Here is a 16061-nt window from a genome sequence, read left to right on the forward strand (position 1 = left end):
CTGGGCCCTTGGCTTCATTACCGGTCCGGCGGAGGCGGGTATCCAGGACCTGACACCCCAGGACACGGTGAACATCTTCCTGCCGACGACGCCGAACCCCACCTCCGGTTTTCTGCTGTTTCTGCCGCGGGCGGCTGTCAGGCCGCTCACCATGACCGTCGAGGAGGGCATCAAGATGGTGGTCTCCGGCGGCATCGTCACGCCTCCGGATCGGCGCCCGGCCGTCGTTGAGGACAAAGACGCGGCGGAGGAACAGGCCCCCATCGCACGCAGCGGCTGAACCGCCGGCGCCTTCCCGATCCCCCAAGCATCCGCAAGGGGACTCAACCTCTTCGACAGTCCTTGCTAATGTTGGTCAACGGCGCGCCCCGCGGAGGGCGGGCCCTCTGAACGGGAGAACGAACAATGGCGACGGTTGGCAGGGACCGCAGGGAACCCTTTGGAACGGCGATCCTGGTGGCACGGGCGGGCTATCTCGGCCTCTTGGTGCTGCTCGGCTTGGGCCTGGCGATGGCGCCGGCAAAGGCGCAGGACACCAACGGCATGGTGGTCTATCAAAGCGACTTCGGCCTGAAGGACGGGGCGGTTTCCGCCATGAAAGGGGTCGCCCTCGGCGTCGACCCGGGCCTGCGTCTCGAAGACCTCACCCATGAGATCCCGGCCTTCAACATCTGGGAAGGCGCCTACAGGCTGAACACCACCGTGACCTACTGGCCGGCGGGCACGGTGTTCGTCTCGGTGGTCGATCCCGGCGTCGGGACCGACCGCAAGTCGGTGGTGCTGAAGACCCAATCGGGCCACTACATCGTGACGCCGGATAACGGCACGCTGACCCTGGTGGCCGAGACCCTCGGTGTGGCGGGCCTGCGGGAGATCGACGAGGAAACCAACCGCCTGCCGGGCTCGGAGAAGTCCTTCACCTTCCACGGCCGCGACGTCTACTCCTTCACCGCCGCGCGCCTCGCCTCGGGCCAGATCACCTTCGAGGAGGTGGGTCCGGAGCTGGAGCGCGGCGTGGTGGCCATCGCCTACCAGTCGCCGGCCGTCGAGGGCGATTTGGTGGCCGGGACCATCCCGATCCTCGATGTGCAGTTCGGCAACGTCTGGACCAACATCGACCGCGCCACCTTCGAGAAGCTGGGCGCGACCCTGGGCGAGAGCCTGATGGTCAAGATCTACAACAACGGCAATCTGATCTTTTCCCAGGCCATTCCCTACGTCACCACCTTCGGAGACGTGCCGGAGGGCGATCCGCTGATCTACTTCAACTCCGTGGACAAGCTCTCCTTCGCCCTAAATTTCGACAACTTCGCCGCCACCCACAAGGTGAGTTCCGGGCCCGCCTGGCGCGTCGAAGTGGGACAGTAGAGGGAGTCAGCCGGAGCGGAGAAAGCGCACGGCGGCATCGCGCTCAAAAAGATAGAGCAGAACGCGCAGCGCCTGGCCGCGCGATCCGGCCAGTTCGGGGTCCTTTTCGAGGACGAGTTGGGCATCGGCGCGGGCCGTGGCCAGGAGGTCGTCGTGGACCGCAAGGTCAGCCAGACGAAAGTCCGGCAGGCCGCTCTGGCGGGTGCCCAGCAGTTCGCCGGCGCCGCGCAGGCGCAGGTCTTCCTCGGCGATGCGAAAGCCGTCGTCGGTTTCCCGCAGGATCTGCAGGCGGGCCCGCGCGGTATCGCCCAGCGGCCCCTGCCAGAGCAACAGGCAGCTCGACTTTCCCGTGCCGCGGCCGACGCGCCCGCGCAATTGGTGAAGCTGCGCGAGGCCGAAGCGCTCGGCGTGTTCGATCACCATCACCGTGGCGGCGGGCACGTCGACCCCGACCTCGACCACCGTCGTCGCCACCAGGATCGCGGTCTCCCCGGCTGCAAAGCGCGCCATCACCGCGTCCTTCTCGGGACCCTTCATACGGCCGTGGACCAGGCCGACCCGCTCCCCGAAGCGGAGGGTGAGGGCGCCGTAGCGCTCCTCCGCGGCGGCGAGGTCGCTCTTCTCGGACTCCTCCACCAGCGGGCAGATCCAATAGACCTGGGCGCCCTTGGCGATGGCCCGCTCGACGCCGGAGATCACCTCGGGCAAACGCTCCAGGGAGAGAGTCACCGTCTCGATGGGCTGGCGCCCCGGCGGGCGCTCGGTCAGACGCGAGCAATCCATGTCCCCATAGGCCGTGAGCATCAGGGTGCGGGGAATGGGCGTGGCGGTCATCACCAGCACGTCCACCGCCTGGCCCTTGCCGGTTAGGGTGAGGCGCTGATGGACGCCGAAGCGGTGCTGCTCGTCGATCACCGCCATGGCCAGGTCGCGGAAGGCGACGTCTTCCTGGAACAGCGCATGGGTGCCGACGAGGATGTCGGTGCTGCCGTCGGCAAGGCTCTCCAGCAGGGCTGCCCGGGCCTTGCCTTTGTCGCGTCCGGTCAGAAGGGCGAGGGAGACCCCGGCGGCCTCCGCCAGGGGCTGGATGGTGGCGAAGTGCTGGCGGGCGAGAATCTCCGTCGGTGCCATGAGCGCCGCCTGGCTGCCCGCCTCGACGGCGGCCAGCATGGCCAGCAGCGCGACCACGGTCTTGCCGCTGCCGACGTCGCCCTGCAGCAGCCGCAGCATGCGGTGCTCGGCCGCCATGTCGGCGGTGATCTCCGCCACCGCCTGGCGCTGCGACCCCGTCAGCGCGAAGGGCAGGCTGGCCAGCACGCGGTCCTGGAGGTGGCCGCTGCCCTTCAGGCGCCGGCCTTTCTGGCGCAGTTGGCGGTCGCGCACCAGGGCGATGGCCAACTGGTTGGCCAGGAGCTCGTCATAGGCGAGGCGCCGCCGGCAGGTGGACAGCGGGGAGAGATCGCGCTCCTCACCGGGCGTGTGCGCTTCCCGAAGGGCCTCGGCCCAGGGGTGCCAGCCTTCGCGCTGCCGCTGCGCCGCGTCCAGCCATTCCGGCACTTCGGGCAGCCGTTCCAGGGCCGCGTGCACGGCTTTGCTCACGACCTTGAGGCTGAGGCCCGCGGTCAGGGGATAGACCGGTTCGACGGCCTTCAGGCTGGCGGCCTCTTCTGGCGCGGCGATGTGGTCCGGGTGGGTCATCTGCAGGCGGTCGTGAAAGACCTCGACCTTGCCGCTGACCACACGAGTCTGGCCCGGCGGCAGGCTGCGCATCAGATAGTCTGCGTGGGCGTGGAAGAACACCAGATCCAGGCTGCCGCTGTCGTCGTAGCACAGCACCCGGTAGGGCTGGCGCCTGCTGGCTGCCGCGCGGTGCTCGCCGACGGTGACCGTCAGGGTGGCGATGCGTCCCGGGATCACCTCGGCCAGGGGCGGGCCGTAGCGCCGGTCGATGATCCCGCTCGGCAGATGCCAACAGAGATCGAGCACCGCAGGTCCGCCCACCAGGCCCTCGAACAGCTTGGCATAGCGCGGGCCGACGCCGGGCAGACTGGTTGCCGGGGCGAAGAGCGGGAAGAGGATCTCGGGACGCACGGGACCTGTGAGTGTTCTGGAAGGCGTGAAGCCTGACAAAGCAGCGGGGACGTCCTATATCCTATGCCATATGACGGGGCATGGCATGACGGAAACGCTCGAAACCCGCCGCAAGCGCCTGCGCTTTCGAAGCTGGCATCGCGGTACCCAGGAGATGGATCTGCTGATCGGCAGTTTTGCCGACGCGCATCTGGAGAGCTTCGACGCCGACCAGCTTCAGCGCTTCGAAGCGCTTCTGGACGTGCCGGAGCCGGTCGTCTATGACTGGATCCTCGGTCGCCAGCAGCCGCCGTCCGAGTTCGATCACGATGTGCTGAGATTGCTCCTGGCCTTTGAGTTCAAACTCGACAAACGCTGACGCGGCCCAAATCCCACGACTGACCTAGAAGTTCAGCCCTGTAGACCAAGCATGAGCGATTCTGCTTCCGCCCTGGCGACCGCTTCCCATAGCGCGCATGGGCGCCCCATCCTTGCCGCCGCACCGCCGGGGGCGGACGCGCTCTACCTGGCGCGGCTTCTGGCGGAGGCGCCGGAGCGCCGCTGGCTGCACGTCGCCCGCGACGATGCGCAGGCCGCGCGCATGGTGGATTCGCTGCGTTTCTTCGCGCCGGACGTGGAGGCCCTGGTCTTTCCGGCCTGGGACTGCCTGCCCTATGACCGGGTGAGCCCGCACCGCGACATCGTGGCCCGCCGCCTCGACGTGCTGACGCGGCTGATGCAGCCGGTGGGGCCAAGGCCGCAGGCGGTGATCACGACGGTCAATGCCCTGCTGCAGCGCGTGCCGCCGCCGGAGGCTTTGGCGGGACGGGTGCTCACCCTCGAAGCAGGCCAGACCCTACCGGCGGAGCGGCTGCACGGGTTCTTCGCCGAGAACGGATACTACCGCGTCGAAACCGTCAGCGAACCGGGCGAGTTCGCGGTGCGCGGCGGCATCGTCGATGTCTTCGCGCCGGGCCAGGAACAGCCGCTGCGTCTCGATTTCTTCGGCGATGACCTGGAATCCCTGCGGCTGTTCGACCCGCTGAGCCAGCGCACCACCGAAACGGTCGAGGCGGTGACCCTGAAACCGGTCAGTGAGGTCATCCTGGATGCCCCGGCCATCGAGCGTTTCCGCACCCGCTATCGTTCCAGCTTCGGTGCCGTGCGCGACGATCCGCTCTACGAAGCGGTGAGCGCCGGGCGGGTTCATCCGGGCATGGAACACTGGCTGCCGCTCTACCACGAACGCCTGGTGACGCTCTTCGACTATCTGCCCGAGGCCGGCGTGACTCTGGACCATCAGGCCACCGAAGCGCGCGAGGCAAGGCTGGAAACCATTCTGGACTTCCACGATGCCCGTCAACGCCTGGAAGGCGGCGGCGAGACCGGCGGCTGGGTCTACAAGGCCATCGAGCCGGCGCTGCTGTTCCTCGACGGCAACGAGTGGGACGAGGGCCTGAACGGACGCCCCGGCGGGGAGTTCACGCCCTTTGCCGCCCCCGAAGGAGATCTGGTCCGCGATGTCGGCGCCCAGCCCGGGCTCGACTTCGCGGAACTGCGGGCCGCCGACCAGGGGAACCTCTACGAGGCGGTCGGCCAGCGGCTGCGCCAGCAACAGCAGGCCGGCCGCAAGGTGGTCCTGGCAGCCTTCAGCGCCGGGGCCCTGGACCGCCTGTCGGTGCTGTTGAAGGAACAGGCAGGGTTGGAGGGGGAGGCCGTCGCGACCTGGCAGGCCGAAGCGGATCTGCCGGACGAACGGGTCGGCCAGGCGGTGCTCGGCATCGAGAAGGGCTTCGGGCTGGACGATGTGCTCTTCGTCACCGAACAGGACATCCTGGGGGAGCGCATCGCCCGCGCCGTGGTCAAGAAGCGCCGGGCCGAAAACTTCCTCACCGAGATCTCGGATCTTCAGGAAAAGGACCTGGTGGTCCATGTGGATCATGGGATCGGTCGTTACGAGGGCCTGGAGACCCTCGACGTGGGCGGCGCGCCCCACGATTGCCTGAAGGTCATCTATCACGGCGGCGACAAGCTCTTCGTGCCGGTGGAGAACATCGAGGTGCTGTCGCGCTTCGGTTCGGAAAGCGAGGCCGTGGAACTGGACCGCCTGGGCGGCGTGAACTGGCAGGCCCGCAAGGCCAAGGTGAAGGAGCGCATTGCCGCCATGGCCGATGCGCTGATCAAGCTCGCCGCCGCCCGCACCCTCAAGGCCGCCGACGTGATGGAACGGCCCGAGGGGCTTTACGACGAGTTCTGCGCCCGCTTTCCCTTCCCGGAGACCGAAGACCAGCTCCGGGCTATCGAGGAGACCATCACGGACCTCGCCGAGGGCCGGCCCATGGACCGCCTGGTCTGCGGCGACGTGGGCTTCGGCAAGACCGAGGTGGCGCTGCGGGCGGCCTTTCTCGCGGTGATGGCCGGCAAGCAGGTGGCGGTGGTGGTGCCGACCACCCTGCTCAGCCGCCAGCATTTCCGCACCTTCAAGGAGCGTTTCGCCGGCCTGCCGGTGCAGATCCGCCAGCTCTCCCGCCTCGTCGCCGCCAAGGACGCAAACGAGACCAAGGCGGAGCTGGCGAAGGGCCGGGTGGAGATCGTGGTCGGCACCCATGCCCTCTTGGCCAAATCCATCACCTTCAAGGACCTGGGCTTGCTGATCGTCGACGAGGAGCAGCACTTCGGCGTTAAGCAGAAGGAGCGGCTGAAGGCGCTGCGCGAGGATGTCCATGTCCTCACCCTGACGGCGACGCCGATTCCCCGCACGCTGCAGATGGCCATGTCCGGGGTGAAGGAGATGAGCCTGATCGCCACCCCGCCGGTGGACCGGCTCGCCATCCGCACCTTCGTGCTGCCTTATGATCCGGTGATTGTCCGCGAGGCGATCCTGCGCGAGCACTACCGCGGCGGCCAGAGCTTTTACGTCTGCCCGCGGGTCAAGGACCTGGGTGAGCTGCAGGAGCGTCTGGAGAAGCTGGTCCCGGAGGTGAAGGTGGCCGTCGCCCATGGCCAGATGCCGCCGACCCAGTTGGAAGCGGTGATGACCGACTTCTACGACCGTAAGTACGATGTCCTGCTGTCGACCAACATCGTCGAGTCGGGCCTCGACATTCCCACCGCCAACACCATGATCATCCACCGCGCCGACATGTTCGGTCTGGCGCAGCTCTATCAGCTTCGCGGGCGCATCGGCCGCTCCAAGGTGCGCGCCTATGCCTACCTGACCCTGCGGCCGGGGCGGATCCTGAGCGCCGCGGCGGAAAAGCGCCTGAGCGTCATGCAGACCCTGGACAACCTGGGTGCCGGTTTCCAGTTGGCCAGTCACGACCTTGACATCCGCGGCGCCGGTAATTTGCTGGGCGAGGAACAGTCCGGGCATATCCGCGAGGTGGGCATCGAGCTCTACCAGCAGATGCTGGAGGAGGCCGTGGCCACGGCGCGCAGCGGCGGCCGGGTGCAAGAGGCCGAGGCGGCGGAGAGCTTCACCCCGCAGATCAACATCGGCATGCCGGTGCTCATTCCCGAGGCCTATGTGCCCGACCTCAACCTGCGCCTGGGGCTCTACCGCCGGCTCTCGACCCTGGTCGACCGGGCGGAAATTGACGCTTTCGCCGCCGAGTTGGTGGACCGCTTTGGCCCGCTGCCGGCAGAGGTGGAAAACCTGCTGCAGATCATGACCATCAAGCGCCTCTGCCGGGAAGCCGGCGTGGAACGTCTGGACGCAGGACCCAAGGGGGCGACGGTTGCATTCCACAACGACAATTTCGCCAATCCCGCCGGCCTCATCGCCTTTATCCAGAAACAGGCCGGGGAGGTGAAACTGCGTCCGGACCACACGCTGGTTTACCGGCGCGCCTGGGACGGGGAGGCGGCCCGGGTCAAGGGCGTGCGCCTGATGCTGGACGAACTGGCGAAGCTCGCGGCTCCGGCCTGACTTGGGCCGATCACTCCAAAACGCTGAAACACAATATCTTTTTTGTCGCTGGATGAGCGCTGGACCGTTCTGATTCCCTGGTTAATATTATCGAAGCCTCGCAAGAGGCACACCGACGGAGCCTCGTGAGGGAGCAACCCTCCAGGGCGTCATTTAGGGAGACGTAACGTGAGGAAGCTATTCGCCTCTGTTGTGGCGGCCGCCATGGTCGTGACCGCAACGCCAACGCTTGCAGAAACGCCGCGCGATGTCCTCGTGATCGCCAATCAGATCGACGACATCATCACCCTGGACCCGGCCGAGATCTTCGAGTTCTCCGGCGCCGAGTTCGCCGGCAACACCTACGACCGGCTGATCGGCTATGACCACAGGGATGTCTCGAACATCTATGGTGTGGCGGCGGAGTCCTGGACCATCTCGGACGACGGCAAGACCTACACTTTCAAGATGCGCCCGGGCGTGAAGTTCGTTTCGGGCAATCCAATGACCGCGGAAGACGCGGCCTTCTCGCTGCGGCGGGCCATCGTTCTCGACAAGTCGCCGGCCTTCATCCTGACCCAGTTCGGATTCACGCCGGAGAACGTGAACGAGAAGATCCGCGCCACCGACGACGTGACCCTGGTCATCGAGACCGACCAGGCTTATGCGCCCACCTTCCTGCTCTACTGCCTGACCGCCACCATCAGCTCCATCGTCGACAAGAAGACGGTGATGGCGAACGAAAAGGACGGCGACCTGGGTCATGAGTGGCTGCGCACCAATTACGCTGGCGTCGGGCCCTTCAAGCTGCGCCAGTGGAAGCCCAACGAGTCCCTGACCATCGACCGCAACGACGACTACTGGGGCGGCGCTCCGGCCATGAAGCGGGTGATCACCCGCCACATCGTCGAGCCCTCGGCCCAGCAGTTGCTGCTGGAGAAGGGCGACATCGACATCGCCCGCAACCTGCTTCCGGACCAGCTCGAGAGCGTCCGCAGCAACCCCGAGCTCACCGTGCAGGAGGGGCCGAAAGGCGCCATCTACTACATGGGCCTGAGTCAGAAGAACGAAGCCCTGGCCAATCCCAAGGTGCGGCAGGCCCTGAAGTACCTGGTCGACTACAAGGGCATGGAAAGCACCATCGTGCGCGACCTGCTGAAGGTGCACCAGGCCTTCCTGCCCAAGGGATTCCTGGGCGCGCTGGAAGAGACGCCCTTTACCCTCGACGTTTCCAGGGCCAAGCAGCTTCTGGCCGAGGCCGGCTATCCCAACGGCTTCAAGATCACCATGGACACGCGCAATACTTCGCCGATCATGGAGATGGCGCAGTCCATCCAGGCGACCTTCGCCCAGGCGGGTGTCGATTTGGAGATCATCCCCGGCGACGGCAAGCAGACCCTGACCAAGTACCGGGCGCGCAACCATGACATCTACATCGGCCGCTGGGGCCCTGATTATCAGGACCCCCACACCAACGCCGATACCTTCGCGCGCAATCCGGACAACTCCGACGACGCCAAGTCCAAGCCGTTGGCCTGGCGGAATTCCTGGAATATACCGGATCTGACCAAGGCCTCGGACGCGGCCATCCTGGAGCGGGACCCCGCCAAGCGGGCCGAAATGTACTTGGAGATCCAGAAGACCCACCAGGCTACCTCGCCCTTCGTCATCATGTTCCAGCAGACGGAAGTGGCGGGCGTGCGCGCCGACACCAAGGGATTCATCATCGGCCCGGCCTTCGATGACAATAAGTACCATGAAGTCACCAAGAACTAAGGACGCTTCGATTCGGGTGACCTCTCGTTGACCATCGGAGTCGATAGAGAAAACGGGGCAGGGAAGGGCTTGAGCGGCCTTTCCCTGCCGCGTCCTTTGAGGCTGGCGCTCAACATTGTCGTGACCGTCGCCTTGACCTTTCTGGGATTGCTGTTCGTTACCTTCCTGATCGGCCGCGTGGTGCCCATCGATCCGGTCCTGGCCATTGTCGGCGACCGCGCGCCGGAGCACGTGGTGGAGCGGGTGCGGATCGAACTGGGCCTGGATCTGCCCCTCTACCAGCAGTTCGCCATCTATGTCTGGGACGTGTTGCGCGGGGACCTCGGCAATTCCGTGCTGACCGCCAACCCGGTGCTGGAGGACATCAAGCGCGTCTTCCCGGCAACGCTCGAGCTGGCGACGGTGGCGACTTTTCTGGGCGTGTTCCTCGGCGTTCCCATGGGCGTCCTGGCCGCGGTGCACCGCGGGCGCTGGCCGGACCAGGTGATCCGCGTGGTCGGCCTGTTCGGCTACTCGATCCCGGTCTTCTGGCTGGGTCTCATGGGTCTGCTGCTGTTCTATGCCACCCTCGACTGGGTGCCGGGCCCCGGGCGCCTGGACTTCGTCTACGACGGCCTGATCGATCCGGTGACCGGCGTCATGCTCATCGACTCGGCCATGGCCGGGGAATGGGAGATTTTCTGGAACGCGGCCAGTCACCTCGTTCTGCCGGCATCGATCCTCGGCTATTTCAGCCTCGCCTACGTCAGCCGCATGACCCGCTCCTTCATGCTCGAACAGTTGAGCCAGGAGTACATCACCACGGCGCGTGTGAAGGGGGTCAAGGAGTGGCGCGTCATCTGGATCCACGCCCTGGGCAATGTCTGGGTGCCGCTGGTGACGGTGATTGCCCTCAGCTATGCCAACCTGCTGGAGGGCTCGGTGCTGACCGAGATCGTCTTCGCCTGGCCCGGGCTCGGGTTCTATCTCACCCAGTCCCTGCTGAACGCCGACATGAACGCCGTGCTGGGCGCCACAATGGTTGTCGGCGCCGTCTTCATCGGCATCAATCTGCTGTCCGACGTGCTCTATAAGGTGCTGGACCCGAGGGCGAGATGACCAGCGAAGCCCAAAACCTGCAAGCCATGGGATGGCGGGCCTGGCTGCTCAGCTCCTCGCCCACCTCGCGCAACCAGGCCCGGCTCGGGCGCGCCTACATCGGCTGGCTGGCCTTTCAGTCCAACCCTCTGGCCATGGTGGGATTCGGTATCGTGCTCGGGCTGGTGGTGGTGGCGGCCTTCGCGCCGCTCATCGCGCCTTACGACCCCAATGCCCAGGTGCTGACGGACCGCCTGCAGTATTTCTCAATGCAACACTGGTTCGGCACCGACGAGTTGGGGCGGGACATCTTCTCGCGCATCGTCCACGGCGCGCGGCTGACCCTCTACATCGTCATTCTCGTGGCCATCATCGCCGCACCCATCGGCCTGGCGGTGGGGACGACGGCGGGCTACCTCGGGGGCTGGGTCGACGTGGTGCTGATGCGCATCACCGACATCTTCCTGGCCTTCCCCAAGCTGGTGCTGGCCCTGGCCCTGGTCTCCGCCCTGGGCCCAGGGATCGAGAACGCGATCATCGCCATCGCCATCACCTCCTGGCCGCCCTATGCCCGCATCGCCCGGGCCGAGACCATCACCATCCGCAATTCCGATTTCATCGCCGCGGTGCGCCTGCAGGGGGCGGGGCGGATGCGGATCATCTGGTCGCACATCGTGCCGCTCTGCACCTCTTCGCTGATTGTCCGCGTAACGCTCGATATGGCGGGGATCATCCTGATCGCCGCCGGCCTCGGCTTCCTCGGCCTCGGCGCGCAGCCGCCGTTGCCGGAATGGGGCGCCATGATTTCCAGCGGCCGCAAGGTCTTGCTGGACCAGTGGTGGGTCGCGACTGTCCCGGGCGTCGCCATCTTCGTTGTCAGCCTCGGCTTCAACCTCCTGGGTGACGGCCTGCGCGACGTGCTCGATCCGAAGAGCGGCGAGCAAGGATGAACGTCGCCGATACGAAGGGGCGCCCGCTGCTCGCCGTCGAGGATCTGCGGGTCGATTTTCCGACACGCAAGGGCCTGGTCCAGGCGGTGCGGGGTATCAGCTTTTCGCTGGGCCGGGAGAAGCTGGGCATCGTCGGCGAGTCCGGCTCCGGCAAGTCCATGACCGGACGCTCCATCCTGCGGCTGGTGGGCGCCCCGGGGCAGGTCTCGGCCCGGCGCCTGGAGTTCGACGGCATCGACATCATGAGCGCCAGCGAGGCGCAGATGCGCGACATCCGCGGCGAGCGCATCTCCATGGTCATGCAGGACCCCAAGTTCTCCCTGAACCCGGTCATGCGGGTGGGCGAACAGATCGCCGAGGCCTATCGCACCCACCAGAAGGTGCCCCGGGAAGAGGCGCGGCGCCGGGCGCTGGACATGCTGCGCGCCGTGCGCATCCGCGATCCGGAGCGGGTCTACCGCGCTTATCCCCACGAGGTCTCCGGCGGCATGGGCCAGCGCATCATGATCGCCATGATGCTGATCCCCGACCCGGACCTGCTGATTGCCGATGAGCCGACCTCGGCTCTCGACGTCACGGTGCAGCTTCAGGTGCTGGCGATCCTCGACGACCTGGTGACCCAGCGCGGCATGGGCCTGATTTTCATCAGCCACGATCTCAGTCTGGTCGCCTCCTTCTGCGACCGGGTGATCATCATGTATGCCGGGCGCATCATGGAGATCTGCGATGCCAAGAACCTGGATGCCGCTCAGCATCCCTATACTCGGGGCCTGTTGAACTGCCTGCCGCAGATCGACGGCGACGGCAGCGACCTGCCGGTCCTGCAGCGCGACGATGCCTGGCTGGAGCACGGCCTGTGAGCGCACCCATGATCGCGGTGCGAAACCTCGACGTGATCTTCGGGTCCGGGGCGGACCGGGTGCACGCGGTCCGCGACGTCTCCTTCACCGTGGCCGAGGGGGCGACCTTCGGCCTGGTGGGCGAGTCCGGCTCCGGCAAGTCGACGGTGCTGCGGGCGCTCAGCGGCCTGAACCCGGACTGGAGCGGCGAAATCTCCGTCGCGGGAGAGGCGCAGACGCCGCGCCGTGACAAGGCCTTCTTCAAGCTCTCCCAGATGGTCTTTCAGGACCCCTATGGCTCCCTCCACCCGCGCCACACCGTGGACCGCGTGCTGATGGAGCCGCTCTCCATCCACGGCTTCAGCGATGCCGACCGGCGGATCGAACAGGTCTTGCGGGAAGTCGGCCTGGGCCCCCAATTCCGCTTCCGCTATCCGCACCAGCTCTCCGGCGGTCAGCGCCAGCGCGTCGCCATCGGCCGCGCGCTGATCCTGGAACCGCGGGTGCTGCTCTTGGACGAGCCGACCTCGGCGCTGGACGTTTCGGTCCAGGCGGAGGTGCTGAACCTGCTGCAGCGCCTGAAGAAGGAGCGGGGCCTGACCTACATCCTGGTGAGCCACAACCTCTCTGTGATCGCCCATATGTGCGATCACTTGGCGGTGATGAATCACGGGGCGGTGGTGGAGGAACTGGAGGTCTCGCAGCTCAAGCGCCACGCGCCGACCCATCCCTACACCCGCCAGCTCATGACGGCGAGCCTGGGCTACGACCGCGCAGCCATCGACAGCTTCCAGGATTTCGGGATCTCAGAGTAAAACTTAGGCTTCCGCGGTTTCGCTTTGCCCTTGCTGGGCCAGTTCCTCCTGGGCGATGTCCAGCATCTGGGCCAGCACCTTGGGGGGCTGGGCCCCGGCCAGGGCATGGCGGCCGTTGAAGACAAAGCAGGGAACGCCGTCGATCCCAAGACCGCGGGCCTGGCGATCTTCCTCGCTGACTTCCGCCAGGAGCGCGGTGCTGTCGAGGAAAGGCTCGGCCTCCTCCCGCTTCAGGCCCGCGGCTTCGGCGGCGTCCAGCAGAACCGATTTCTCGCCGATGTCCCTGCCTTCGAAGAAGTAGGCCTGGAACAGCGCCTCCACCACCTCGGTCTGCCGGCTCTGGCCGGCGGCCCAACGGACCAGGCGATGGGAGGTCAGGGTGTTGGGGGTGCGCTGGATGGCATCGAAGGCGAACGCGATCCCGTCTTCGGCCCCGGTCGTGCGGATCCGGTCATAGACCATGGCCGCATTTTCCTCACCGCCGAACTTGAGGCTGAGATAGGCCTGGCGCTCCATGCCTTCCAGCGGCATGTGCGGGTTCAACTGAAAGGTCCGCCAGCGAATCTCGACCTCGGCCTGGGGGCGCGAGGCCAATGCAGCCTCAAGACGGCGCTTGCCGATCAGGCACCAGGGGCAGATGGTGTCGGAGAAGATGTCGATCTGGATCATGGTCGCGGCTTTCTCCCTGCCCCGAGATTCAGAAGACCCCCGGCGCGTGCTCTGGGCTTGACCGGAGGGGAGCGAAACACCCACCATAAAGCACAGAAGCCGCAAAGCCAAAAAGGGCGGCGAATGGGGGCGGGGACAGGGAGTGGCAGATGGCCGGTGGGGACGAACAGGAGGGCGCCTTCGACAGCGGGCTGGGGCGCAATGCGGCCAATACAGCCCCTTTGAGCCCAGTCACCTTTCTCAAGCGGGCGGCGGCCGTCTATCCCAAGAAGACCGCCGTGGTTCACGGCCCCCAGCGCCTTTCCTATGCCCAGTTCCATGAGCGCGCCGTCCGGCTGGCCTCGGCGCTCACCCGCCGCGGGTTTGGCCGTGGCGACTGTATTGCCATCATGGCGCCCAACACGCCGCCGATGCTGGAGGCACACTACGGCATCCCCATGATGGGCGGTGTGCTGAATTCGCTCAACGTGCGTCTGGACGCGCGAACCATCGCCTTCATTCTGGAGCACGGGGAAGCGAAGGTACTTCTGACCGACCGCGAGTTCTCCCCGGTGATCGAGGAAGCACTCGGCCTCTGCGCGCAACGCCCCCTGGTGATCGACATCGACGATCCCCTGGCGGAAAGCGGCGAGCTTCTGGGCGACCTCGGCTACGAAGCTCTTCTTGCCGAGGGCGATCCGGCGGACTCCTTCGACGAGCCGCTGGACGAGTGGCAGTCGCTCTCGCTGCTCTACACCTCCGGGACCACCGGCAACCCCAAGGGCGTCGTCTACCACCACCGCGGTGCTTACTTGAACGCCATCGGCAACATGATCACCTTCGGCCTGGGACGCGACTCCGCCTATCTCTGGACGCTGCCGATGTTCCACTGCGACGGCTGGACCTTCACCTGGGGCGTGACGGCGGCCTGTGCCACCCATGTCTGCCTGCGCAAGATTGACCCGGCGGTGATCTATCCCCTGATCCGCGACGAAGGCGTCACCCATATGTGCGGCGCCCCCATCGTGCTGACCATGCTGGCCCATGCCCCCGATACAGCGAAGGTGACCTTTCCGCAGACCGTGGACTGTGCCACTGGCGGAGCGGCGCCGCCGAGCGCCGTGATCGAAGCCATGGAGGCCAACGGTTTCCGCGTCATCCATCTCTATGGTCTGACGGAAAGCTATGGGCCAGCGACGGTCTGTGCCTGGCAGGACGACTGGGCGAAGCTTGATCTCCAGACACGTTCGGCCAAGATGGCGCGTCAGGGTGTCAACTACCTGACCCTGGAGGGGGCCGCGGTGATGGACCCGGATACGCTGCAGCCCGTGCCCTGGGACGGGGAGACCATGGGGGAGATCATGCTGCGCGGCAATACCGTGATGAAGGGCTATCTGAAGAACCCTGATGCGACCGAGAAGGCCTTCGCCGGGGGCTGGTTCCACACCGGCGACCTGGCGGTGGCGCACCCCGACGGTTACATCGAGGTCAAGGACCGCTCCAAAGACATCATCATCTCCGGCGGCGAGAACATCTCCAGCCTGGAGGTGGAGGAGGCACTCTACCGCCATCCCAAGGTACTGGAGGCCGCGGTGGTGGCGCGGCCGGACGAGCGGTGGGGCGAGCATCCCTGCGCCTTCGTCACCCTGAAGGACGGGGAAGAGGCGGACGATGGAGAGATCGTCGACTTCTGTCGAAACATGCTGGCCGGCTTCAAGGTGCCGCGCACCATCGTCTTCGGCCCCCTGCCCAAGACCTCCACCGGCAAGATCCAGAAGTTCGTGCTCCGCGAGCGGGCGCAGGCCCTGTGAGCGCCGCCACAGACCTCTTCGATCTGGACGGCCGGGCGGCACTGGTCACCGGCGCCTCCAGCGGGCTGGGGCGCCACGCCGCGCTGGTGCTGGCCCGCGCCGGGGCCAAGGTCGGGCTCGCCGCCCGCCGTCTCGAGCCGCTGGTCGAACTGGAAAAGCAGATCGAGGCGCAGGACGGCCGGGCCATTCCGCTGCGCCTGGATGTCACCGACCGGCAGTCCGTGGCCGCCTGCGTGGATGCCGCCGAAACCGAGCTCGGGCCTCTCTCGATCCTGGTCAACAACGCCGGCGTCGCCGACACCAAGCCCGCCTTCGACGTAAGCGAGGCGGATTGGGACCGGGTCGTCGACACCAACCTGAAAGGCGCCTGGCTGGTGGCGCAGGAGGTCGGCCGGCATATGGCTCGTCTGGGCCACGGCGGCAGCATCATCAACCTGGCCTCGGTCCTGAGCTTCTCCGCAAGGGCGCAGGTTCCTGCCTACTGCGCCTCCAAGGGCGGCCTGGTCAGCCTGACCAAGGCTCTCGCCGTCGAATGGGCCCGGCACGACATCCGGGTCAATGCCCTGGCCCCCGGCTACATCGAGACGGACCTCAACCGCGACTTCCTGTCGAGCCCGGGCGGCGAGGACCTGCGCCAGCGCATTCCCATGCGCCGCTTCGGTCAGCCCGCGGACCTGGACGGCGCGCTGCTGCTCCTGGCATCGGAGGCCTCCCGCTATATCAGCGGCTCCGTGCTGCTGGTCGACGGCGGCCAGTCCGCCGCTCTCTAGGCACGGCGACTAGGGACGGCGAGGAGCAGG

General features: G+C 66.5%; 13 protein-coding genes. 11 read left to right on the forward strand and 2 right to left on the reverse strand.

Annotation, left to right across the window (positions count from 1 at the left end; translation table 11 throughout):
• A partial coding sequence (locus Q0996_RS14795) for a DUF502 domain-containing protein (protein ID WP_299621169.1) occupies window positions 1-280 on the forward strand: 280 nt, incomplete at its 5' end.
• A 125-nt stretch (window positions 281-405) separates the two neighbouring features.
• Window positions 406-1368 (forward strand): S-adenosyl-l-methionine hydroxide adenosyltransferase family protein, encoded by a 963-nt coding sequence (locus Q0996_RS14800; protein ID WP_299621171.1) that lies wholly within the window; start codon window positions 406-408, stop codon window positions 1366-1368.
• Between the two features lie 6 nt (window positions 1369-1374).
• Here Q0996_RS14800 and recG read toward each other — a convergent pair whose 3' ends face one another.
• The gene (recG, locus tag Q0996_RS14805; RefSeq protein ID WP_299621174.1) at window positions 1375-3459 is read right to left on the reverse strand and encodes an ATP-dependent DNA helicase RecG; all 2085 of its coding nucleotides are present in this window, start codon (window positions 3457-3459) and stop codon (window positions 1375-1377) included.
• Window positions 3460-3544: 85 nt separating this feature from the next.
• Here recG and Q0996_RS14810 point away from each other — a divergent pair, with 85 nt between their 5' ends.
• From Q0996_RS14810 to Q0996_RS14840, 7 genes are all read left to right on the forward strand, one after another.
• Window positions 3545-3817, forward strand: coding sequence for a succinate dehydrogenase assembly factor 2 (locus Q0996_RS14810; RefSeq protein ID WP_299621177.1), 273 nt, complete (start codon window positions 3545-3547; stop codon window positions 3815-3817).
• Window positions 3818-3868: 51 nt separating this feature from the next.
• A complete protein-coding gene (gene mfd / locus Q0996_RS14815; protein ID WP_299621179.1) occupies window positions 3869-7366 on the forward strand; it encodes a transcription-repair coupling factor in 3498 nt (1165 codons plus the stop codon).
• 168 nt (window positions 7367-7534) lie between these two features.
• On the forward strand, window positions 7535-9121 hold the full coding sequence (locus Q0996_RS14820) for an ABC transporter substrate-binding protein (protein WP_299621183.1): 1587 nt from the start codon (window positions 7535-7537) through the stop codon (window positions 9119-9121).
• Window positions 9122-9205: 84 nt separating this feature from the next.
• On the forward strand, window positions 9206-10219 hold the full coding sequence (locus tag Q0996_RS14825) for an ABC transporter permease (RefSeq protein ID WP_299621233.1): 1014 nt from the start codon (window positions 9206-9208) through the stop codon (window positions 10217-10219).
• A complete protein-coding gene (gene nikC, locus Q0996_RS14830; RefSeq protein ID WP_299621186.1) occupies window positions 10216-11148 on the forward strand; it encodes a nickel transporter permease in 933 nt (310 codons plus the stop codon). The genes Q0996_RS14825 and nikC overlap by 4 nt, the downstream gene beginning before the upstream one ends.
• Window positions 11145-12008, forward strand: coding sequence for an ABC transporter ATP-binding protein (locus tag Q0996_RS14835; RefSeq protein ID WP_299621189.1), 864 nt, complete (start codon window positions 11145-11147; stop codon window positions 12006-12008). The genes nikC and Q0996_RS14835 overlap by 4 nt, the downstream gene beginning before the upstream one ends.
• Window positions 12009-12016: 8 nt before the next feature.
• Window positions 12017-12802 (forward strand): ABC transporter ATP-binding protein, encoded by a 786-nt coding sequence (locus tag Q0996_RS14840; RefSeq protein ID WP_299621192.1) that lies wholly within the window; start codon window positions 12017-12019, stop codon window positions 12800-12802.
• 3 nt (window positions 12803-12805) lie between these two features.
• On the opposite strand, the gene Q0996_RS14845 is transcribed toward Q0996_RS14840, so the two are convergent.
• Window positions 12806-13471 carry a DsbA family oxidoreductase gene (locus Q0996_RS14845; RefSeq protein WP_299621195.1) on the reverse strand — a complete coding sequence of 222 codons (666 nt, stop codon included), beginning with the start codon at window positions 13469-13471 and terminating at the stop codon, window positions 12806-12808.
• Between the two features lie 149 nt (window positions 13472-13620).
• On the opposite strand from Q0996_RS14845, the gene Q0996_RS14850 reads away from it, so the two are divergent.
• The gene (locus Q0996_RS14850; protein ID WP_299621197.1) at window positions 13621-15261 is read left to right on the forward strand and encodes an acyl-CoA synthetase; all 1641 of its coding nucleotides are present in this window, start codon (window positions 13621-13623) and stop codon (window positions 15259-15261) included.
• Window positions 15258-16031: an SDR family NAD(P)-dependent oxidoreductase gene (locus Q0996_RS14855; RefSeq protein WP_299621200.1), complete on the forward strand. Its 774-nt coding sequence runs from the start codon at window positions 15258-15260 to the stop codon at window positions 16029-16031. The genes Q0996_RS14850 and Q0996_RS14855 overlap by 4 nt, the downstream gene beginning before the upstream one ends.
• Window positions 16032-16061 lie beyond the last annotated feature (30 nt).

Source organism: Pelagibius sp. (assembly GCF_028289705.1).
GTDB lineage: Bacteria > Pseudomonadota > Alphaproteobacteria > Kiloniellales > Kiloniellaceae > Pelagibius.